The organism is Exiguobacterium alkaliphilum (genome assembly GCF_018138125.1).
Taxonomy (GTDB): Bacteria; Bacillota; Bacilli; order Exiguobacteriales; family Exiguobacteriaceae; genus Exiguobacterium; species Exiguobacterium alkaliphilum.
Map to the genome: position 1 here is coordinate 1,004,696 of NZ_CP073101.1, position 21,942 is coordinate 1,026,637.

Annotated in this window: 18 protein-coding genes; 10 read left to right on the forward strand and 8 right to left on the reverse strand. The window is 56.5% G+C overall.

Going from position 1 to position 21,942, the window contains the following annotated elements; translation table 11 throughout:
* The first annotated feature begins 51 nt into the window (after positions 1 to 51).
* From KB235_RS05260 to KB235_RS05295, 8 genes are all read left to right on the forward strand, one after another.
* On the forward strand, positions 52 to 2,016 hold the full coding sequence (locus KB235_RS05260) for a hypothetical protein (protein WP_211780643.1): 1,965 nt from the start codon (positions 52 to 54) through the stop codon (positions 2,014 to 2,016).
* A gap of 10 nt (positions 2,017 to 2,026) precedes the next feature.
* Complete coding sequence (locus KB235_RS05265; protein WP_211780644.1) at positions 2,027 to 2,380, forward strand: hypothetical protein; 354 nt, start codon at positions 2,027 to 2,029, stop codon at positions 2,378 to 2,380.
* Positions 2,377 to 3,675, forward strand: coding sequence for a glycosyltransferase family 2 protein (locus KB235_RS05270; RefSeq protein WP_211780645.1), 1,299 nt, complete (start codon positions 2,377 to 2,379; stop codon positions 3,673 to 3,675). The genes KB235_RS05265 and KB235_RS05270 overlap by 4 nt, the downstream gene beginning before the upstream one ends.
* A 145-nt stretch (positions 3,676 to 3,820) precedes the next feature.
* A complete protein-coding gene (locus KB235_RS05275) occupies positions 3,821 to 5,110 on the forward strand; it encodes a nucleotide sugar dehydrogenase (protein ID WP_211780646.1) in 1,290 nt (429 codons plus the stop codon).
* Positions 5,111 to 5,127: 17 nt separating this feature from the next.
* Entirely contained in the window at positions 5,128 to 5,925 is a 798-nt protein-coding gene (locus tag KB235_RS05280; protein ID WP_034798952.1) for an ABC transporter permease, read from the forward strand.
* A 13-nt stretch (positions 5,926 to 5,938) separates the two neighbouring features.
* Positions 5,939 to 6,796: a teichoic acids export ABC transporter ATP-binding subunit TagH gene (gene tagH, locus KB235_RS05285; RefSeq protein WP_024370615.1), complete on the forward strand. Its 858-nt coding sequence runs from the start codon at positions 5,939 to 5,941 to the stop codon at positions 6,794 to 6,796.
* Complete coding sequence (gene wecB / locus KB235_RS05290; protein ID WP_211780647.1) at positions 6,793 to 7,902, forward strand: non-hydrolyzing UDP-N-acetylglucosamine 2-epimerase; 1,110 nt, start codon at positions 6,793 to 6,795, stop codon at positions 7,900 to 7,902. The genes tagH and wecB overlap by 4 nt, the downstream gene beginning before the upstream one ends.
* 58 nt (positions 7,903 to 7,960) lie before the next feature.
* Complete coding sequence (locus tag KB235_RS05295) at positions 7,961 to 9,391, forward strand: MBOAT family O-acyltransferase (protein ID WP_211780648.1); 1,431 nt, start codon at positions 7,961 to 7,963, stop codon at positions 9,389 to 9,391.
* Between the two features lie 309 nt (positions 9,392 to 9,700).
* On the opposite strand, the gene KB235_RS05300 is transcribed toward KB235_RS05295, so the two are convergent.
* Positions 9,701 to 10,960, reverse strand: coding sequence for an alginate O-acetyltransferase AlgX-related protein (locus tag KB235_RS05300; RefSeq protein WP_029334470.1), 1,260 nt, complete (start codon positions 10,958 to 10,960; stop codon positions 9,701 to 9,703).
* 121 nt (positions 10,961 to 11,081) lie between these two features.
* On the opposite strand from KB235_RS05300, the gene KB235_RS05305 reads away from it, so the two are divergent.
* Positions 11,082 to 11,582, forward strand: a complete 501-nt coding sequence (locus KB235_RS05305) for a YdcF family protein (RefSeq protein WP_034798955.1) — start codon at positions 11,082 to 11,084, stop codon at positions 11,580 to 11,582.
* A gap of 24 nt (positions 11,583 to 11,606) precedes the next feature.
* On the opposite strand, the gene KB235_RS05310 is transcribed toward KB235_RS05305, so the two are convergent.
* From KB235_RS05310 to KB235_RS05330, 5 genes are all read right to left on the reverse strand, one after another.
* On the reverse strand, positions 11,607 to 13,370 hold the full coding sequence (locus KB235_RS05310) for an acyltransferase family protein (protein ID WP_211780649.1): 1,764 nt from the start codon (positions 13,368 to 13,370) through the stop codon (positions 11,607 to 11,609).
* Between the two features lie 156 nt (positions 13,371 to 13,526).
* Entirely contained in the window at positions 13,527 to 14,618 is a 1,092-nt protein-coding gene (gene tnpB, locus KB235_RS05315) for an IS200/IS605 family element RNA-guided endonuclease TnpB (protein WP_211780650.1), read from the reverse strand.
* A 5-nt stretch (positions 14,619 to 14,623) separates the two neighbouring features.
* Positions 14,624 to 15,022, reverse strand: a complete 399-nt coding sequence (gene tnpA / locus KB235_RS05320; RefSeq protein ID WP_211780651.1) for an IS200/IS605 family transposase — start codon at positions 15,020 to 15,022, stop codon at positions 14,624 to 14,626.
* Between the two features lie 264 nt (positions 15,023 to 15,286).
* Positions 15,287 to 16,471: a chromate efflux transporter gene (gene chrA / locus KB235_RS05325; protein WP_047374589.1), complete on the reverse strand. Its 1,185-nt coding sequence runs from the start codon at positions 16,469 to 16,471 to the stop codon at positions 15,287 to 15,289.
* A 5-nt stretch (positions 16,472 to 16,476) separates the two neighbouring features.
* Positions 16,477 to 16,785, reverse strand: a complete 309-nt coding sequence (locus KB235_RS05330) for a PadR family transcriptional regulator (RefSeq protein WP_024370608.1) — start codon at positions 16,783 to 16,785, stop codon at positions 16,477 to 16,479.
* Between the two features lie 204 nt (positions 16,786 to 16,989).
* Here KB235_RS05330 and KB235_RS05335 point away from each other — a divergent pair, with 204 nt between their 5' ends.
* Positions 16,990 to 19,674: an HD domain-containing phosphohydrolase gene (locus tag KB235_RS05335; protein ID WP_246514354.1), complete on the forward strand. Its 2,685-nt coding sequence runs from the start codon at positions 16,990 to 16,992 to the stop codon at positions 19,672 to 19,674.
* A 38-nt stretch (positions 19,675 to 19,712) separates the two neighbouring features.
* On the opposite strand, the gene KB235_RS05340 is transcribed toward KB235_RS05335, so the two are convergent.
* Positions 19,713 to 20,816, reverse strand: a complete 1,104-nt coding sequence (locus tag KB235_RS05340) for an ABC transporter permease (RefSeq protein ID WP_211780652.1) — start codon at positions 20,814 to 20,816, stop codon at positions 19,713 to 19,715.
* Positions 20,803 to 21,942, reverse strand: coding sequence for an ABC transporter permease (locus KB235_RS05345; RefSeq protein ID WP_246514356.1), 1,140 nt, complete (start codon positions 21,940 to 21,942; stop codon positions 20,803 to 20,805). Before KB235_RS05345 ends, KB235_RS05340 begins: the two co-directional genes overlap by 14 nt.

The window sequence follows — 21,942 nt, forward strand, 5'->3', positions numbered from 1 at the left end:
AGCCCGGGCTTCCGGGTTTGCTCGTTTTACCATACTTAGAGGAGATGCATTATGAGCCATTTTATGTATGAAGCGAAGACGCATACGCTCGATTTTGAGCGCCGTGACGGATTGACGCACGTCATCTCCGAGACGCCGCTCGACGTGCGCCTCGGCCATTACGACCCGTCTCGCGAGGAGCCGAACGGGATGAACGTCGCTTTGCGCCTCGATGACGCATTCACGGTCGACGTGCCGTTCAACAACTTGCTGCCGGTCTATTATTCGGAAGCACCGGTCGTCGTCGGTTCATCGCTCGTCGATGTCGCCGATCGGGCCGGCAAGTCGACAGAACGACAGGAGTCGGCGAGCCAGATGCGCCACATCGGTCACATCTTCGGACGCGACACGCGCATCGAGGGCGTCAAACGTCTCGCTGCCGGCGAACGGCTGACTGTACAAGACGGGCACGTCACAATCGAGACGTGGGACGAGCTGCCGCGCGGGGCGTCCAAACTACGGGACGACTTCACCGACACATGGCTCACGGCACTTCGACGCGCCGCTGCCGTCCCGATGGCGTCTGTGAACATTCCGTTCTCAGGCAGTGCACTCGACGTATTGCTCGCGAAACTTTACCTCGAAGCGGGGAAAGACGTGACGCTCCACGTCCCGGACGAGAAAGGGAACGAGGCGACGCTCGCCCGTGACTTGCTCGCTGAAGCGGAACTCGCCGTGACACCGACACCTGACGAGACGATCACGCTCTCGCTCAGCCGCCGGATGGCGTCGTCCTATGAGGCGACGGACGGCAACTTGTCCGCCTACGAGAGTGTGCCGACCGGGCGCGACATCGACCATGGATATGCCGAAGTCGGCAAACACGGCTCGGACTGGTTGTACGGCAAGCACATCTTCTTGAAAGACAACATGGACGAGCACGAGGCGAAGCAACAGCTGTCGCGGAAAGCGATCCGTCCATTTGAAGGATTTGGCGAAGGCGAACGCGAACAAGTCGAGGCGATGCTCGATCGTTTGTTCGACGAAGAGACGGACCGCGATTGGAGCGGACGGCTCGAGGCGGCCTGGTTCCATTTGAAGGTCGAACATTTTCACGCTTACGCCCGGAGCGGGTTCGTGCGCGAGATGACGATCCTTCAGCCGCTCTTTGACCGGGACGTCCTCCGCCACATCATCGAGGCGCCGTACGAGCTCCGCCGTCAAGGGCACCTCGTCAAAGTCGCCCTCGACGCCTTGTTCGGCGAGAAGCCGCTCCATTTCATCAAAGAATCGTTCGCGTGGAGTGACTCACCGCTTTTGCCGACGATTATTCCGGCGCCGCTCAACTGGCGGCTCATGCTCGACCACGTCGTGCCGGGGCAAGTGAAGCAGTTGAACGAGCGGCTCGGGGTCGAAGCGGGCGTGAGTGAACGCTTCAAACCAAGCGAGACGCCGGAACACGGCTACGTCTCGCTTTGGAACGACTGGACGGCCCGTAATTGGACCGTTCAACTGGACGGGTCGGAGATCGACCCGGAACAAGTCGAGCTCGTCGTGCCGGAGTCGCACAAGCCGCGCTCGGTGACGGTCAAGCCGTTCATTTACCATTATTTCGTCCCGTTCAACGCCGACTTGTTCAACTTGCGGGAGGATCAGTTCGTCGCCAACATCGAAGTGCTCCCGCTCGGCGGGGAGAACGGGTATCTCCAACTGTTCAACCAAAGTTTCAGCGCGCCGCCGTCGTCCGAGTTCCAAAAAGACGCGACGCTCGGAAGTGCGCCGTATATCGACCTCGACGGGTCGATCGAGCTGTTGTCTGAAAACGTGACGCCGATCGAGCTGTACGTCATGCAGTATGACGCGAAAAAGAATTTGAAGAAGACGGCGTTCAGCCATGAGCTCCGTCCCGGTGTGAATGAGATCCGCCACCGGATTCCGAAAGAAGTTGAAGCGAAGTTCGTCAAGTTAGCATTCAAATTCCAAAACGACCAACACACCGTCCAATTGAAGATGGGGTCGTGGGTCATAGAAAGCTGAGGAAATCGTCATGGACCGTCAACAAGTTGAGTATGTCGAACGTGAGAATGCATTTTTACGGGAACAGCTGCAAGCATTGACCGACCAAATCGAAGCGGTGAAACAAGACGTGCTCGAAGAGGGCGCGAAACATATCCGCGGTAAAGAAAACACGATCCAGAAGATGAAAGAGCTCGAGCGGGAAGTCCGGCAGGCGAAAGCGAACGCTGACAAGTGGCGAAAAGTTGCCGCGAGCGAGAAAGCGAAGCGGGAGACGGTCGAGACCGAACTCAAACGGATCCAACAGATCGTGGAGCGCGCGAAAGCGATCCCGGTCGCCGGCAAGCTCGTCGCCAAGATCGAACGGGAAGGGAAATCGTCATGAGCGGGTACGAGGAGCAGTTGGCAGCGGTCCAGGCCGAGAAGAAGGCGTGGACACGCAAGGTCGATGAACAGTTTCAACCGTTGCGCCTCCCGACTTTCTTAGAAGGTCCGACCGTGCGCGGCGTCAGCGTCATCGTCGCCTCGCACGACTCGGTGGAACTGCTGAAGGCGTGTCTCGCCTCGCTCGAACGTCAGACGCTTCAGCCGTCGCTCGTCGAATGGGTGCTCGTCTTCAACGGGCCGAACCGACAAGCGCTCCATGATGCGAGCCTGTCTTACGGGAAAGACGTCACCGTCCATCGCCTGCTCGAAGAAGAGGCGAACGTCGGCATCGCCCGCAACCGCGGGCTCGACGCCGCGACCCGTCAATACGTGACGTTTTTGGACGAGGACGACACGCTGAGCGAATCGTACTTGGAAGCGCTGTTCGCACGAGCGCTCCCGGACCGCATCGTCATCGCTGACATTCAAGATCGCGACCCGGAAGGCAAACCGCTCACGTCACCGCTCCATCGCGAGTTTTTACGTCTCGCCGGTCAGGACTGGGCGTATGAGCAGATGTCACAGCTGTTGACGTTGAACGCCTGTAAGCTCGTCCCGACCGTCTACGCGAAACGCACGGCGTACGAGCCGAGCTTAAAGAGCGGGGAAGACGTCGTCTACTTCTCGACGTTGTTCGCCACGTTCACACCGCGCGTCGAGCTACTCGCGCCGGACACCGAGGCGATCTATTATCGGCAAGTGCGGGAACAGTCCGTCTCGAGGCAGGCGCAGAGCCACGACTTCTCGGTCCGCCAACGGATGGCGGTCATCGAGGCGCTGAATGCGTTGCTCGACCAGGCGGACGAGTCGACGCGGCGGTTGATCGAACGGAAAATCGACGCCCAGACGTCGATGATGAGTTTGTACTACCGGGACGCGGCGGACGAGCGGGCGACGATTCGCGACCTCGTCGCCGAAGCCGGACTGTCGTACTTCTCATACAGCGTGTTGAACCAGCACGCCGCATCGAGCGGTGTCGTCATCGGCGACAAGCTCGAACGAGCGGATGCGCTCATCGCGACGTATCCGGACACGGCCGTCATCCGTGTCTACTTATTGAACCCGTACACGCGCGCCAAATTAAAAGAAGTCGTGACCGATGATCAGTTCCGTCGCTTGACGTTCGCAAACGTTTCCGTCTCGAATTGGTCATTATTGCCTGAAGTTTGCTATAGTGTAGGGGATGTGCGTGCGGCAGCGCTCAGTACGGAGTATCGACTCGGTACGAACGTACGAGCGGTTCGCCCGGTATAATCCCGTTTTGTCATGAAAATGTAATTGCTTAATAAATCGTATCAGGAGTATAATGGGTTTGATTTTTGGTAAAATCCTAAACAATATGAAATGTTAAGCAATATTCAGTGACACCTGTCACTAATCTATGGAGGTAATCTCAACTATGAAAGTATGTACGATCGGATTAGGATATATTGGACTCCCAACGTCTGCGGTCTTCGCCCAGTACGGCGTCGACGTCGTCGGTGTGGACATTCACCAGTCAGTTGTCGATAAATTGAACCGTGGCGAAATCCACATCGAAGAGCCAGGCCTCGGAGACGTCGTCAAAGACGTCGTCGCGAAAGGCAAGTTCCACGCCTCGCTCGAGCCGGAGAAAGCGGACGCGTTCATCATCGCCGTCCCGACACCGAACAACGATGACGAGCACAAGTCGTGCGACCTCACGTATGTGCTCGAAGCGACGAAACGTGTGCTTCCATACGTCGAGAAAGGCAACGTCATCATCGTCGAGTCGACGATCGCACCACGTACGATGGACGACCACGTCAAACCGCTCGTCGAAGCAGCAGGCTTCGTCGTCGGTGAGGACATCTTCCTCGTGCATTGCCCGGAGCGCGTCCTCCCAGGTCAGATCTTGCATGAGCTCGTGCACAACAACCGTATCGTCGGCGGCATCACGCCAGCGTGTGCGGATGCCGGTGCGAACGTGTACGGCACGTTCGTAAAAGGTGAAGTCATCAAGACGGACGCGAAGACGGCTGAAATGTCGAAACTCATGGAGAACACGTTCCGTGACGTCAACATCGCCCTCGCGAACGAACTCGCGAAAGTATGTAACGCGCTCGACATCAACGTCCTCGACGTCATCGAGATGGCGAACAAGCACCCGCGCGTCAACCTTCACAGCCCAGGCCCAGGTGTCGGCGGACACTGCTTGGCGGTCGACCCGTACTTCATCGTGGCGAAACAGCCTGAGCTCGCGAAAATTATCAAGCTCTCACGCGACACGAACGTCTCGATGCCGGCTTACGTCGTCGAGAACGTGCAGAAGCTCGTTTCAGACCAGCCAGAAGCAAAAATCGCCGCGTTCGGCGTGACGTACAAAGGGAACGTCGACGACATGCGTGAAAGCCCGGCTGTCGAGATCATCGAATTGATGCTCGAGCAAGGCATGAACGTGGCCGTCCACGACCCACACGTCGAAGTCTCGTCATCAAAACACTTCGACCTCGTGTCGAAAGAAGAAGCAATCAAAGATGCGGACCTCGTGCTCGTCCTCGTTGACCACAACGAGTTCAAAGCGCTCGACTTCAACGAGTTGAACGCAGCGATGCGCCGTCCGATGATCTTTGACACACGTAACATCGTGAAGGCCGATGACAGCGACCTTGCGGTTGTCAACTACGGAAACTTGTACGAATACGTCAACGGGAAAGTGACGTTGGCCTAATCCGTTAGGTGCCCGCTATGATCAAAGCCTCGAAACAAGTATTCATCGAACTATGGGAGAGTCTCTATTTAATATTGAGACTCTCTCTATATGAAACGAAAAGTCGCTATTCGATGCAGTACTTCGGATACTTGTGGGAAATCATAACGCCGATCATTCAGATTGCGATTTATTGGCTCGTCTTCGGGTTCGGTCTTCGTGCGGGTCGAGACGTTGGTGATGTTCCGTTCCTTCCATGGCTCGTTTCAGGAATCGTGCCATGGTTCTTCTTTGGACCGGCCATCGTCAGTGGTTCTCGATCCGTTTTTTCGAAGATCGCACTCGTCTCGAAGATGAGTTTCCCAATCAGCACGATCCCGGCGTACGTCATCTTGTCGGAACTGTATCGACACGTGGCGATGGTCGCGATCGCGTTCATCTTGATGATGGCGTTTGGCATCAGTGAAGGCTGGAACTTGCTGTTCTTGCCGTACCTGCTCCTCAGTGCGCTCGCGTTCTTGTACGCGTTCTCGCTGTTGACGTCGGCACTGGCCACGATTATCCGCGACTTTCAAAATTTGCTGTCACAAATTATTCGGATGATGCTTTATTTACTCCCTATCTTCTGGCAACCGACTGGAAAGCTCGAAACGATTCTCATGATCAACCCGCTCTACTATTTGGTGGAAGGGTACCGGTCGATGTTCCTCGGAACGGATTGGCTCATGCAGAACTTGGGCTACGGCCTCTATTTCTGGGGCTTCACGCTCGTGACGTTCTTAATCGGGTCGGCGATTCACGTCCGTTTCCGTCGCTACTTCATTGACTATATTTAAGGAGCGGTGACGTATGAGCTACCAAGTGAAGTTTGAAAACGTATCAAAACGGTACACGTTGTACCGGAAACAAAGTGATAAACTGAAAGAAGTGTTGTTCAACCGGGCGAACGGGAAGCAGTTCTATGCGCTCCGCAACGTCACGTTCGAAGTTCCGCCGGGCGAGGTCGTCGGGATCCTCGGGATTAACGGTTCCGGCAAGTCGACGATGTCGAACTTGTTATCGGACGTCATCCCGCCGACGCACGGTAAGATCGAGCTGCGCGGGAAACCGTCGCTCATCGCCATCTCGTCTGGCCTGAACGGCAACTTGACGGGGATGGAGAACATCGAGCTGAAATGTCTCATGCTCGGGATGGACAAGCATCAAATCAAGGCGATCACCCCGGAAATTATCGAGTTCGCCGACATCGGTGACTTTATCGACCAACCGGTCAAGACGTACTCGAGCGGGATGAAGTCGCGCCTTGGCTTCGCCATCTCGATTAACATCGACCCGGACATCCTCGTCATCGATGAGGCGCTCTCGGTCGGGGACCAGACGTTCACCGACCGCTGTCTCGTCAAGATGAACGAGTTCAAAGACGAAGGCAAGACGATTTTCTTCATCAGTCACTCGGTGTCACAAGTCCGCCAGTTCTGTACGCAGGCAATCTGGCTCGAATACGGCGAGATCCGTGAGTACGGACCGGTCGACGAAGTGGCTGACGAGTACATGAAGTTCTTAAAATGGTTCCGCACGCTCGATTCGAAGCGCCAATCGGAGTTCAAGCAACAGAAGATGGCGCAACGGACGACGATCGTCGACCAAAACGACGTCGGCGAGACGATTATCTTGCCGCGAAAACCCCTCAAAGGAGAATCTGTATGATTAAAGTTATGACCGTGTTCGGTACACGTCCCGAAGCAATCAAAATGGCTCCGCTCGTCTTGGAGCTCAAACAACGTGAAGGGATCGAACCGATCGTCGTTGTCACAGCCCAACATCGGGAGATGCTCGACCAAGTGCTCCAGCTCTTCAAGATCACTCCAGATTATGACCTTGACGTCATGAAGAAGAACCAGACGCTCTTCGACGTGACGACACGCGTCCTTCACGGTCTCGATGAAGTCATGAAGGAAGCAAAACCGGACATCGTCCTCGTCCATGGGGACACGACGACGACGTTCGCCGCGTCACTCGCTGCGTTCTATAACCAAATTGCAATCGGGCACGTCGAAGCAGGCCTTCGTACGTACAACAAGTACTCGCCGTACCCGGAAGAGATGAACCGTCAATTGACAGGCGTCATGGCGGACCTTCACTTTGCACCGACCGAAACGTCAGCTGACAACTTGCTCCGTGAGAACAAGAAAGAAGCAGATATCTTCGTCACCGGCAACACGGCGATCGACGCGCTTAAGACGACCGTCCAAGACGATTACGACAACGCGTTGCTCAACCAAATCACGGCTGAAAACAAACGTCTCGTCTTGCTCACGGCCCATCGCCGCGAGAACCTCGGCGAGCCGATGCGCAACATGTTCCGTGCCGTGCGCCGCTTGATCGAGAAGTATGACGATATCGAAGTCGTCTATCCGGTCCACATGAACCCGATCGTTCGGGAACTTGCCGGTGAAATTTTGAACGACCTCGACCGCGTCCACTTGATCGAGCCGCTCGACGTGTTCGATTTCCACAACTATGCGTCACGCTCACACCTCATCTTGACGGATTCGGGTGGCGTGCAAGAAGAAGCCCCATCGCTCGGCGTACCGGTCCTTGTCCTTCGTGACACGACGGAACGTCCGGAAGGTGTGGCGGCTGGCACGCTCAAACTCGCCGGTGTCGAGGAAGAAGTCATCTTCGGCCTCGCCGATGAGTTGTTGTCAGACGCTTCGGCGCACCAATCGATGGCGAAAGCGTCTAACCCATACGGGGACGGGGAGGCGTCACGCCGCATCGTCGACGCAATCGTCGAACGCTTCACGCGTTGATGGCTTTAGACTGTCCCTCGGGGCAGTCTTTTTATTTTTCTAAGAGAGGAGGAACGTCATGCTCTTCAGTTCGACGATCTTTTTGTTTTGGTTTTTACCGATTGTCTTAATCCTTTATTATGTCTCGCCGCGCTTCTTGAAGAACACGGTGCTGCTCGTCGCGAGTCTCCTGTTCTACGCATGGGGCGAACCGATTTACACGGCGGTCATGCTCGCCTCGATCGTCATGAACTATGCGTTCGGCTTGCTCGTCGACAATAACCGTGACAATAAGAAGAAAGCGAAGTGGCTCGTCGCCGGCATGGTCGCCGGGAACGTATTGCTCTTGTCCGTCTTCAAGTACACGAGCTTCATCATCGAGAACGTCAACGCCATCACCGGGCTCGAGCTGACTGACCCGAAAATCCCGCTTCCGATCGGGGTGTCGTTCTTCACGTTCCAAGCGATGAGTTACGTCATCGACGTGTACCGGAAAGACGGGAAAGTGCAGCGCAACCCGCTCGACCTCGCGCTCTATATCTCACTCTTCCCGCAGTTGATCGCCGGGCCGATCGTCCGTTATCAAACGGTCGCCGATGAGATCAACGATCGCAAAGAGACGATGGACGACTTCGCGAGCGGGATTCAGCGGTTCGTCATCGGGCTCGCGAAGAAGATGCTCCTCGCGAACAACGCCGGCTACGTCGCCGATCAAATCTTCTCGCAAAACGCGGGCGAGATGTCGATGGGACTCGCCTGGATTGGGATTATCGCGTACTCGCTTCAAATCTACTTTGATTTCTCCGGGTATTCCGACATGGCCATCGGGCTAGGCCGGATGTTTGGTTTCCACTTCCTCGAGAACTTCAACTATCCGTACATCTCGAAATCGGTGTCCGAGTTCTGGCGGCGCTGGCACATCTCGCTCGGTAGCTGGTTCCGTGACTACGTCTATATCCCGCTCGGCGGGAACCGTGGCAGTGCGTGGAAGCTGTACCGAAACCTCGCCATCGTCTGGATTTTGACGGGCGTGTGGCACGGGGCGAGCTGGACGTTCATCGCCTGGGGGGCGTATTACGGGCTCTTCATCATGCTCGAGCGTGCGTTCCTCGGGGCGTGGCTCAAGGCGCTTCCGGCCCCGCTCGCGCATGCGTTCACGCTGTTCGTCGTCATCATCGGTTGGGTGTTCTTCCGGGCAGACGACTTCCCGTACGCCCTCTCCTACTTGTCGGCCATGTTCAACTTGAACGGTGCGCCGGTGTGGGACAACGAGGCGATGTTCTACTTCGTGCAGTACGGGGTCATCCTCGTCATCGCGATGATTGCGGCGACGCCGCTCCCGAAACTGTTCGGTGAGAAGGTGCTCCGCCTCGAGCAAGACAGCAAGAAGCTGTGGGTCAACTATATGGCTGGCTTCATGCGGCTCGGCTTCATGGCGACAATCTTCATCTTCGCCGTGTCGTACATCGTCGCGAGCAGCTTCAACCCGTTCATCTATTTCCGGTTCTAACTAAACGAGAGCACTGCCGCAAAATAGGCGACAGTGCTCTCGTTCTTTTATCTTCGTTGTCTCGGGCGTTCAGGTGCTCATCCTTTTGGCGCCTCCGCTTTACTAGGGCGAGCAGGGAGCCGCATCGCAACTTCGTTGTTGCTGGGTCTCCCTTCACTCGCTAATCCCTTAGGAGTCTCCGGCGCCACCGGATGAGCGACACGACATGTCCCACTGGAAGGGGATCTATGCGTAGACCGTCAGCGCCTCGAAGTCATTAGACAAAAAAAGACGAACCTATTCGCAAACAGCGAATGGATTCGTCGAAATTCAATCATTCAATTTCTCATGGTAGAGCGGCACGAACTCGCCAAGGTTGACGTTATGGATGAACAAGACGACGTCGATGTCGTTTTGTTTCACGTACGTCTCGATTGACGACTCGTCGAAGTGACGGATGTCGATGACCGACAGATGACCGAAATGCTCCGGTAACAACGTCAGCATCGGGTTCGCATATGAGTCTTTCAAAACGAGCGCGCGCGTGTCATTTTTCGGTGACTCCTGATCCATCGTGATGAGCGGCCAATTGCGGTGGAGGAAGAGCGAGTACATCTCGGTGTACGTCTCCTCCGACTTGAGCGGCTTCTTGTTGATCAAGTTGCCACCGCACGTCTCGGAGCGGTTGTAGCAAATGTTGTTCGGCGTGTAGCCGGCTTTTGGCTCCATCCACTCGAACGTATCACCGTCTTTGACGTATTGGAGCGTCGTGCTGCGGGCGTATGATCCGTAATATGGACGCTCGTGTGTCTTCGTCCGCAGTTCGCCAAGTTTGAGCGGCTCACCGACGCCTTGGTGGTCGTCCGCAATCTGCTTCACCGTCTGCGCATAGGCGAGATAGGCACCGTGGATGTTCCAATGGTAGTCCGTCTTATAGAAGACGTCACTCAACGTGTCGGCCGTATTCAACGGTTTGCGGTAGTCCATGACCGTCAGCCCATCGACGGTCGCGAGGCCGTCCCGGACGTCTTTGAAGATCTTGGGCGCATCGTTGCCCATATAGTCCGGCATGTTCGGTCCGACGTCGACCATCGACGCCTTGTTCGGTGCGAGCCCGAAATAGACGTCGACGCCGGACTGTTGCATCGACTGTGTGAACGTCGACAAGTCGTCGAGCAACGTCGCCGTGTCGACTCCTTCTTTCATCGGAGATTCCATCGTCCCGTCGGCCGAGACGTAAATACCGTTCTTCACCGTCTGGAGGAACAAGTCTTTCGATAAGAACGCATGGAGGCTGATCCAGCTGTCGCGGTTGACGACGTGGTCGGTCACGTACGCCTCGACGCTCTTCATGTAAGCACCGGACATGACGTTTTCGACCGAGAGCTCGACCGGCGGACCGGCGAGCTTACGGTTCTCCATGTCGGACACTTCGCGTTTCTCTGACGTGAGCGTCAAGTAGGCCCCGCCGATCAAGAAGGCGAAAAAGCCGAGAATCAACAGGCTATGGAGGACGATCGTCGTCCCTTTATGTCGCGTCTCGCGCCGTTGCCGCATGCGGTCATCGGGCGCTCGGTTTACGTTTTGCATCATCGGTACTCCTTCGATTTAAATTAATCCGATACCCATTCTACCATATATTTGCTTTAGCTACTGTAACAAAGACGTATCAGTCGAATGATATAATCATTCGTAAAGGCAGGTGCAGACGATGAAACGACAACCAGACGGCACGTATCGATACGTCCTCATCCTCGGGGCGAAAGTGAACGGGATCAAGCCATCGAAAGCACTCCGGCATCGGATCGAGGTGGCGGCAGCTTACGCGACGCGTTTCCCGCACGTTGAGCTGATCGCGACAGGCGGACAAGGGCCAGACGAAGGGATGGCCGAGGCGCTCGTCATCAAGCGGGAACTCATCGCCCGCGGTGTCAGCGAGGAGCGGATTCACGTTGAGGCCGCATCGACCTCGACGTATGAGAACTTTCTCCTTAGCCGCGTGATTTGGGACGGGGAACCGGGGCTCACCGTCGTGACGAACGATTTCCACGTCCGCCGGGCCCGGCTCGTCGCACGTCTCTACTTCGGGCTGAAGACGGACGCGCTTTATGCGTTGACACCGGCTTCGGTCAAGCCGAAATACGTTATCCGCGAACAGCTCGCCTACATCAAGCTGTTCCTCAACTACATGCGCTGGAAGTGGCGCCCATGAAAAAATGACCTAGCAGCCGCTAGGTCATTTGTCGTTCATACAGCCGATCTCGTCTTCGAGCATCCGACCGAACGCCTCGGCGCCATCGATCGTCAAATGGACACCGTCGCCTTCGAAATAGTCGCCTTTGCCGGCGGACGCCGCGTGCCAATCGAGCAGCGAGACGTTGTCGCGCTGTTCGCTCGCGCGGGCGAGCTTATCGTTCACTTCCTGCTCCCACGGACGCGGGACGCGCGTATTGATCAAGTAGACGTGGTCGGCGCCCGCGAACTGGTCGAGGAGCGTCTCGAGTTGTTCCGTCTTGAAGGCGCCGTTCGTCCCGAGATGGAGGAAGACGACGTGTCCGGACGTGTTATACGCCCCGTGCTTGGCGGCGACGTCTTGGGCGTCCCGTACTTGGCGGCCGAGCTCGGCGTCGATTTCGAGGTTCGGGAACGCATTTCCGAGGTATTCGTTTAACCCGAGAAGTACCGAATCGCCGATGGCGAGCGCCGGCGGACACGAGTCGATCGGCCGCTCGGCTTCTGTTTCTTCAGGCGGTGGTTCTGGTGCCGGATTCGGTTTGACGACCGGGATCTCTTCAGTCCGCTCGTTCGTCCCGCTGAACGCGAGAATCGTCAAGTTGCCGATGAGGACGAGCGAGAGGGCGGTCGCGACGCTGACGGCAGCGATCCGTCCGGGCGACATGACGGGACGAAACGATTGAAGCACCCCTTTGAAACCGTGACGGCGCACCGGCGTCTCGATCCAGCGATACGACAGCTCGGCGATGACGAGCGTCAATGCGACTTGGGCGAGCGCGCGGAACGGTTCGAACGTGCCGATTTGCTCGATTGGTGTCGTCAAGATGATGACCGGATAGTGCCATAAATAGATACCGTACGTCCGGGTCCCGATCAAGCGCAGCCACTCGCTGCCAAACAGACGGGACCAGACGGTCGACGGGTGAGCCGTCGCGGCAATCAAGACGGCTGATGCCAACGCGACGAGCAAGAACCCGCCGTAGTAGAGGAACGTGCCATACGCGCTCGCACGCGTCATGACGATGAGGAGCGTCGCGAACGCCACTGCGCCCCCGATGTTCAAGATACGCCGGCCGACGTCCGGCATGTCGTGCTTGAACGCGTCCGGCCGCCAGCCGAAGGCGAGGACGGCTCCGATGAGGAGGGCGAACAGACGCGTGTCCGTCCCGTAATACACCCGGCTCGGATCGACGCCTGGTGTGAAGCTGACCGCCATCCAGAGCGCCGAGGCGAACAACGTCACGCCGACGACTTGAAGGAAACGACGCTTCGACTTCAAACCGAAAAGGAGAAGGAGCGGCCAGACGAGGTAGAACTGTTCCTCGATCGACAGCGACCATAAGTTTTGGAGCGGTGACGGCTTGCCGAAGCTCTCAAAGTACGACACGTCGTGGAAGACGTACCACCAGTTGTTCACGTAGACGAGCGCGGCGAGCGTGTCTTGCCGCACCGTATTGAGCAGATCCGGTTCGAACAGCCAAACGACCGTCATGACGACGGCAAGCATGAAGACGAGCGCCGGCAACAGACGGCGGAACCGGGCGACGTAGAACTTCTTCAAGTCGAGCCGTCCTTTGACCGCCCATTCGCGCAACAGGATGCCGGTGATCAAGTAACCGGACAAGACGAAGAAGACGTCGACCCCGAGAAAGCCGGCGGTGATGTATGGTGTGTTCAAATGAAACAAGATGACGGCCAGGACGGCGAACGTGCGCAGTCCGTCGAGGCCGGGCATATATGTGTGTGAGTGGCGCAACGGTTGCATGCTCCCACTTCCTTTCGTACATTTCCCTATTGTGTGAACTACTCGCCACTTATTTGCTTCGCAAATTGAAGTGGGAGCTTCTTGGGAAGACCGCACTTTTACTAGCCACGGTTGTTTACCAAGCTCGTCGGGCAAGTCCCTGCCCTGAAGGCTTTTTTAGTCAGCCAACATCAACAAGTTGATGCTCGCGTTGATATCTCGATCATGATGAACGCCACACGTACACGTCCATTCACGGACGTCCATCGTCTTCTTCTGGCCTTTCTCGCCGCAAGAAGAACATATTTGGGTTGATGCAAACCACTGGTCTGCTTTAATAAGCGTTCGACCATAGAACTTACATTTGTACTCCAATTGGCGGACGAACTCGTACCAACTTACGTCTCCAATAGACTTAGCTACCTTGTGGTTCTTCATCATGTTCTTCGATTTCAATGTCTCCACGACGATGACTTGGTTCTCGTCAACGGTTCGTTTTGACAACTTATGAAGGAAGTCTTTACGTTGGTTTGCGATTTTCTCGTGCTTCTTGGCGAGGATCAGCTTGGCTTTTTCTCGGTTCTTGCTTCCGATCTTCTTACGTGACAGAGCGCGCTGTGCCTTCTTGACCTTTTCTTCCGACTTGCGAAGAAAGCGAGGGTTGTCGATCTTCTCAGAAACCATGTCATCATTTGTCATGATGGCGAAGTGTTCCAAACCGAGGTCGATCCCAATCTTGTTTTTAGCGGGAACCCATTGTTCGTCATCCTGATTGACAAGGATGGAGACGAAGAACTTGCCTGTCTTCGTCATCGAGACCGTCGCGGACTTGATGATCCCCTCGAAAGGACGATGTTGTGTGAACTTCACAAACCCCACCTTAGGAAGTTTCACCTTCCCGTCCTCGATCCGGACGCTCCCGTTCTGATTGTTGGTCGTGTAGGAGGCACGGTCGCTGTGCTTCGATTTGAACTTCGGGAACCCCACAGATTTGTCGCGGAAGAAGTTGGCATACGCCTTGTTCAAGTCCATCTGGGCGTTCGCCAGGGATAGACTGTCGACCTCTTTCAAGAAAGGGAATTCGGGCTTATACTTCGCCGGGGTCGGGAGCTTCTGCTTCGCGTCAGGGTTCAGCTTCGACTCTTCATATAACCGGATACGTTCTTCGAGCATCTTGTTGTAGACAAAACGAACGCAACCGAAGGTCTTCATGAAGTATTCTTGTTGTAGCTTTGTCGGGTATAGTCGAAACTTATATGCCTTCAACAAAGTGATCACTCCTTTCCTTGTTTTTCAATGTATTCCCTGATGACGTCGATCGTCGTACCGCCGGTCGTCACGAGGCAGTAGCTTCGAGACCAGAACATTTCTTTCCACAGTCGTCTCTTGACGTGTGGAAAGTCCCGTTTGATCAGTCGGCTGCTCGCGCTCTTGTAGGCGTTCAGAAACTTCGACATCGCTGTGTTCGGGTGAGCCTTGAACAACACATGGATATGATCACCGTCATGATTCCACTCAGCCGGTGTGATATGGTATGACGCGCCGATCCGTTCGAACGTCTGTCTCGCGAACCCCGAGACGGCGTCATCGATCACCTTGCGTCTATATTTGACCACCAAGACGAGATGGTAGTTCAGGAGAAAGACTGAATGTTTGTTCGTATCCATTTTCATTGATAGTTCAGTCCTTTTGATTGGTTACATCCATTATACCAAGCACATACAATCTTGCTAACACAGGCGATTCATCTCCCACCTACGCTGGGCTTCGCCCCGAGACGCTTAGAGGAGGGAGAATTCTCGCCTACTATTGTTAAAGAAAGATATCTTTTAGTATAGCGAGACGTCACCTAGAAAAAGTTTCAAAGGATTAACATTTTTCTAAAAGAAGTGGAGAAAAACAGGGAATCAAAAAAGGACCTCGAAAGGTCCCATTCGTTATAACATCCCGATAATCGTCCCGCCGATGACACCCGCGATGACGAGCGCCCACGGCGGCAGTTTCCAATAGGCGATCATGACGAACAAGAAAGCGGCGAAGACGAAGTCGACGACCCCGTTCACTGTGCTTGTGAAGATCGGTTGATAGAATGCCGCGATCAAAATCCCGACGACGGCCGCGTTCACCCCGATGAGGGCACCGCCGACTTTCGGATTGCGACGGAGCGCGTTCCAGAACGGAAGTGCTCCGAGGATCAAGAGGAACGCCGGCAAGAAGATGGCGAACGTCGCGAGCAGTCCACCCGGCACCCCGTCGATGACGGTGCCGAGGTACGACGCGAACGTGAACAACGGTCCTGGTACGGCCTGGGCCGCCCCGTAACCGGCAAGGAACGCCTCTTCGCTCAAGAAGCCGGCTGGTACGAGTTCGCGCTCGAGGAGCGGCAAGACGACGTGACCACCGCCGAAGACGAGCGCGCCGGCCCGGTAAAAGCTGTCGAAGAGGGCGATCGATTGGCTCTCGATTGTCTCGCGCAAGATCGGCAAGATGACGAGGAGCGCACCGAACACACTGAGCAGTACCGCACCGAGACGTTTCGACAACGGGAACGTCGCCGATTTGACGTCCAAGTTTTGTGGCTTGAACATTAAGAACCCGGCCACGGCGGCAAGCAAGATGACGAGCACTTGGCTATACGCCGTCTGGACGAGCAGGGCGCCGGAAAGGGCGAAAAAGGCGATCGTCCGTGTCTTCGCGTCCGGTGTCAGTTTGCCGGCCATGCCGAGGATGGCGTGGGCGACGATGGCGACGGCGACGACTTTCAAGCCGTACAACCAGCCGGCATCCGACACGTCAAGCCCTGATAGTAATAGGGCGAACAAGATGAGCGCGATGACCGACGGGGCGGTGAAGCCGATGAACGAGGTGATGCCGCCGAGGATTCCGCCCCGGACGATGCCGATGCCGATCCCGACTTGACTGCTTGCCGGTCCCGGCAAGAACTGGCAAAGGGCGACGAGGTCGGCGTACGCCTTCTCATCGATCCATTTCCGCCGTCTGACGTATTCCTCGTGGAAATAGCCGAGGTGGGCGATCGGTCCGCCGAACGACGTCAAACCGAGCCGGGTCGAGACGAACAAAATCTCAAGTAACGTCTTTAGCGTCACGCGTTGTTTTTCCATGTGTTTCACTCCTTGATTTCTTTAAATAGTTCGTACGCTTTTTGACGGGCTTCCGCCAAGACGACGAGACCTTTGTCGGTCGTCGTGTAGTTTTTGCGGATATGGCCGTCGACGTTCTCGTTTGAACGTACCAATAGCCCGTCCTTCTCCATCCCGTGCAAAATCGGGTAGAGCGTGCCCGCACTGATGGTGTAGCCGTGTTCCCGGAGCTCTTCGACCATCCAAGCCCCATACACCGGGTGTTCCGACGCATGGTGCAAGATGTGGATATGGATGAAGCCGAGGAACAGTTTCCTAAGGATGCGGTCTTCCATCATCATCAACTCCTTGAAATCGAATTCCGATATCGGATATCGATGTCATTCTAACAATTGAACCGGCTCGAGGCAACGGCTGGAGTGCATATTTACATAAACTTAATGTGCGCATATTCGCATGAATCAATTCGGAAAATATAGGGAATTTATCGAAAATGAGGTAAACTGAGTAGTAGATATGACTATGTAGGAGGGAATGACGTGACAGAACGCGACCAGACGCAATACCAATCCTTGTTGCGCCATATGCCCCAAGGCTACGTCGAGTTCAAAGTCGTTTACGACGAGACCGGCGAACCGGTCGACTATGAGTTTTTCGAAGTGAACGCTGCCTTCGAGAAGATCATGAAAGCGAAACGCGAGCAGTTCCTCGGCGGCCGCATCACCGACAAACTGAAAGACTTCGAATACAGCGAGCGGGAATGGATCGTCCAAGTCGCCCGGGCGGTGAGCAGCGGTGAGGCCATCACGTTCGAGCATTTCTCGCGCCGCAACAAAGCGTGGTATGAGCTGTCCGTCTTCAGTGAGCGGCCCGGCTACGTGTCGACGCTCTTCAACGATATCACCCCCCACGTGCAAGAGAACAACGCGCTCAAACAGCTCGTCAACGTCTCGCATCGTTTCGTCGCGACGGGGCGGGACTTGCTCATCAACCAACACTTTCTCGACCAGATCCGTGACTTCACAGGTGCGAAGGCGGTGACGCTCAATTTGATGAACGAGGACGGTGCGTCGTACTCGACGGTCGCCTTGTCCGGTATCGACGAATTGCTCGAGCGGAGCCTCGACGTGCTCGGTTTCCACCCGGTCGGGAAGAAGTGGCCGATGACGGAGAAGCGGCGCGAATTGCTCGAAGCGGAAAGCCCGCTCGTCTTTGACGAGATCGGGCCGCTCATCGACGGGGCGCTCCCGAAGCGGCTCGTCAAAAACATTTTACGCATCTTTGACCTCGGTCAAGTCGTCCTCTTCAAAATCGAGAAGGACGGTGTGTTTTACGGTGACTTGACGATTGTCATGCAAGGACAAAAACGGGCGAGCCGGCTCGGCCTCGTCGAGCTATATATCGTCCACATCCTCGAACAGATGACGAAAGCTGACCGGCAAGTCGGCGAGGCGAAAGACTCGATGTTCGAAGGGTTCGCCACGGTTGACCTCGAGTGCATCATGTCGCTCCATAAACGCGACATCCTTCACTTGAACAAACCGTGGGAGCGCGTGCTCGGCTTCCCCCTCGAAGATCTCGAGAATATGGACTTCATCGGGCTCGTCCACCCCGACGACGTCGAGAAGACGGAACGCGCCTTCGCTGAGCTCGACACGGCGCGCGAACTGTTCCGGTTCGTCAACCGTTACCGGACGGTGGATGGCGATTACCGCTCGATCGAGTGGCATTGCAAAGTACAAGGCAGTTACATCTATGCCGTCGCCAAAGACGTGACCGAGCGGGTCCAGCTCGAGGAAGAGCTGGCCGAGCGGGACCGTCTGTTGACGAAGCTGTCCGATCAAGTGCCGGGTGCGATCTACCAGTTCGAGCGCCGGCCGGACGGGTCGTTCAGCTTCCCGTTCTTTAGCCGCGGGTTCGAGGTGTTGACCGGTGTCACGCCTGAACAGGTCGATCAAGACGCAGGCCTCGTCTTCACGAAAATCCATCCTGACGATTATCCGAACGTCATGGCGACGATCGACGAGTCGTACCGCAACTTGACGATTTGGGACGCCGAGTTCCGCGTCATCATGCCGGACGGGCGAACGACTTGGATTTTAGGCTCGTCCCGCCCGGAAAAACTTGCGGACGGACACGTGCTTTGGCACGGCTATATCGGGGACGTGACCGAGAAGAAGAAGTACGAGATGGAAATCGAATATTTGAGTTATCACGACCAGTTGACCGGTGTGAAAAACCGGCGCTACTTCGATGAGGCGCTCATCACGTACGACGACCCGGCGTATTACCCGCTCGCGCTCATCGTCGTCGACGTCAACGGTTTGAAGCTGACGAACGACGCGTTCGGCCACCTCGTCGGGGACCGGTTGTTGATCGAGGCGACGAACATTTTGAAACGAGAGATCCGCGGCAAAGATACCGTCGCGCGCATCGGTGGCGACGAGTTCGTCCTGATTTTGCCGCAGACGTCACCGCGCGAGGCGAAACAATTGTCGGACCGGTTGAACCGGCTGTTCCATGAGCGGTCGATCGAAGGGTTGCCGATCTCGGCCTCGTTCGGGGAAGCCGTGAAGATCGATGAGACGATGTCGATCGTGGAAGTGTACAATTTGGCGGAAGACCGGATGTATCATCATAAAGTGTCCGAGAAACAGAGCCGCCGTCATCACTCGATCCAGCTCATCATGCGGACGCTTTACGAGAAGATCCCGCGTGAAGAGGCGCACTCCGAGCGGGTCGCCGCACTCGCCGGGAAGCTCGGCGAGGCGATGGGCTTCACGAGCTCGGAAGTGAGCGAGTTGAAGACGGCCGCCGTCTTGCACGACATCGGCAAAGTTGCCATCAGCAACGAGATTCTCGACAAGACGGGACCGCTCTCTGAGGCCGAATGGCGCGAAATCAAGAGGCACCCGGAAGTGAGTTACAATATTTTGAGCACCGTGCCCGAATACGGGGTGCTCTCGGAGATCGTGCTCGCGCATCATGAGCGTTGGGACGGGAAAGGCTACCCGAAAGGGGTGAAGGCGTACGACATCCCGCTCGCCTCGCGCATCATCTCGATCGCCGACACGTTCGACGTCATGGTGACCGGCCGCCCGTACCGTCAGGCGAAGACGATCGACGAGGCGCTCAAAGTCATCCGCGAAGAAGCGGGCAAACAGTTCGACCCGATGCTCGTCGACGTGTTCTTCGAGAAAGTCGTGCCGACGCTGCAACAATGAAAAACGAGACGCCCCGAACTTGGGGGCGTCTCGTTTTGTCATGTCGTGAGCGGCTTTTTTTTCAAGAACAGGACGGTGACCGCAAAGAGGACGCCGGTCATCGCGACGAGGACAGCGAGCGACAAGAGCGGGAACTTGCCGGCGTACATGTCGGCGACGCCCGCATTGAACCAATACGTCGGAAGCAGCCGGCCGACGACTTTGAGGGAATCGGGGAGCCACGCGAGCGCGATGAAGGCTCCCCCGGTGATTGCGGCCGCCATCGTCACGGAGATTTGCCAAATGTTCGCCTTCTCCCGGTTCGACGCGGCGACCGCGATGAGCGCCCCGATCGCGAGACAACTGCCCAAGTAGGCGATGAACAAGAGCGACAGGACAGGCAAATGTTCGATGATGTCGTCCGCATAGAGGACGGCGCTGAAAGCGAGGAGCATGAGCACATAAAACAAACCGACCGCGAAGAACGATAAGGCGAGCGAGCCGACGTACCGGCGCGGCGTGATCGGAGCGGCGAACAGACGTGAATAAATCGACTCGTCCCGGTCGTCGGCGACGAACAACGGGATGAACTGGAGGAACGCCGACATCATGACGAACGACAACAAGCCGAGGAACGCTTGCGTCCGGGCGGTCGTCGTGACGCTCTCTTGAAACGGTTCGCTCGAGACGGTATAGCCGCGTTCCGTTTCTCGGTCGGCGAGCGTTTGAAAACCGGTCTCGTCATACCCGCTCGCGATGAGGAGTTGACGTTCCCGCGACAAGTGCGCGTTCAACGCCTGTTCGATGAGGGCGGCGTCACTCCCTTCTGTCGCGGAGAACGACAGCCGGGGCGTCTCGCCTTGGAACATCGACTCGGTGAAACGTTCCGGGATGACGAGGACGATGTCTTGCCCTTCTAAGAACGTGTCTTCTTCGGCGGTCGTCTCGAGCCATGTCACCGGACCGAACCGTTCGGCTTCAGCGATGATCCGTTCGGCGATGATCCCGCCGTCCCGGTCGAGGATACCGATCGAGGCGCTGAGCGTCGACGTCGAGTTGAAGAATGACAAGACGAGGGCGAAGCCGAACATCGCCACGAACGTGAACACCCACAGCCCTTTCTTCCGGAGCATCCGCTTGGCGACATGTCTAAACAGCACCACGGCGCGTCACCCCTTTCCAGAGCAAGAGACTGAGTGCGATAAGGACGAGGACGTGAAGCGAGAGCCAGCCGAGGCTTTGCCAAAACAAGGACACGTCACCGCCGCGCAGCAAAATCGCCAACAGGCCGTCCCGCATGAAGATCGGCATGAAGACGTAGCGGGCCCACGGCGCGTACGCGAGCGTCACTTGGTCGAAGCCCGGGACGTAACCGCCCGAGAGGATCATGATGATGGCGACGAAACCGTTGACGATCGCGTCTTTCGTCGAGTAGGCGAGCCGCGGCAAGCTCGAGATGAAGAAGCCGAACGCCGTGCCGTACAAGGCGAGCGCGAACCAGCCGACGAGGAGCAACTCGAGTCGCACGTAGTCGAGCGAGAAGCTCCGATAGACGAAGTGGCTGAACGAGAACACGAGCACGAGCTGAAGGAAGATGAGCGTGTACCGGCTCACCGTGCGGGCGAGCCGATAGTCGATCAACCGCACCGGGGCGGCTTGGATGCGGAGATAGCTCCCGCGCATCGGTCGCTCCTCGTTCAACATGCCCGTGATATAGAAAGCCCCGAACAGCGCCGTCATGATGGAAATCGTGACGGTGAAGTATTCGAGCGATGTCGGGGTGCGGCCGGATAAGTCGATACTCGCGCTGTCGAGGAACGCGATGCTCTCGAACGGAGCGGAGACGCCCGCTTCGGCGAGCACGATCTGTTGATTGGCGATGGCCGTGTATTGCGTGAGCACCGCCTCGAGGACGTCGAACTCGACCGTCGTCGGTTCCTCGTATAAGAGCGTGACGTCCGCACCGTCGAGCTGGAGGATGACGTCGGCGTCCCCGTCGTTCACGGCCTGTTCAGCCTCGGCAATCGAGTCGTACCGGTTTAGCGTGAGAAAGGCGCTCAACTCATCCGACGTGAGGAACGATTCGAGCGGAGCCCGATATTCCTCGGTCGACGTCTCGACATAGGCGACGTCCGTGACCGGGAGAGAGAACTCGGTGCTGAAGATGGCCGACAGCATCGTCCCGAGTCCGAAGATGAGGACGATCGGGAAGAGGAGCATCCAAAAGAGCGTCGACCGGTCACGGAGCTGTTGTTTGACATCGTATTTGATGAACGTCCATGTCTTCAT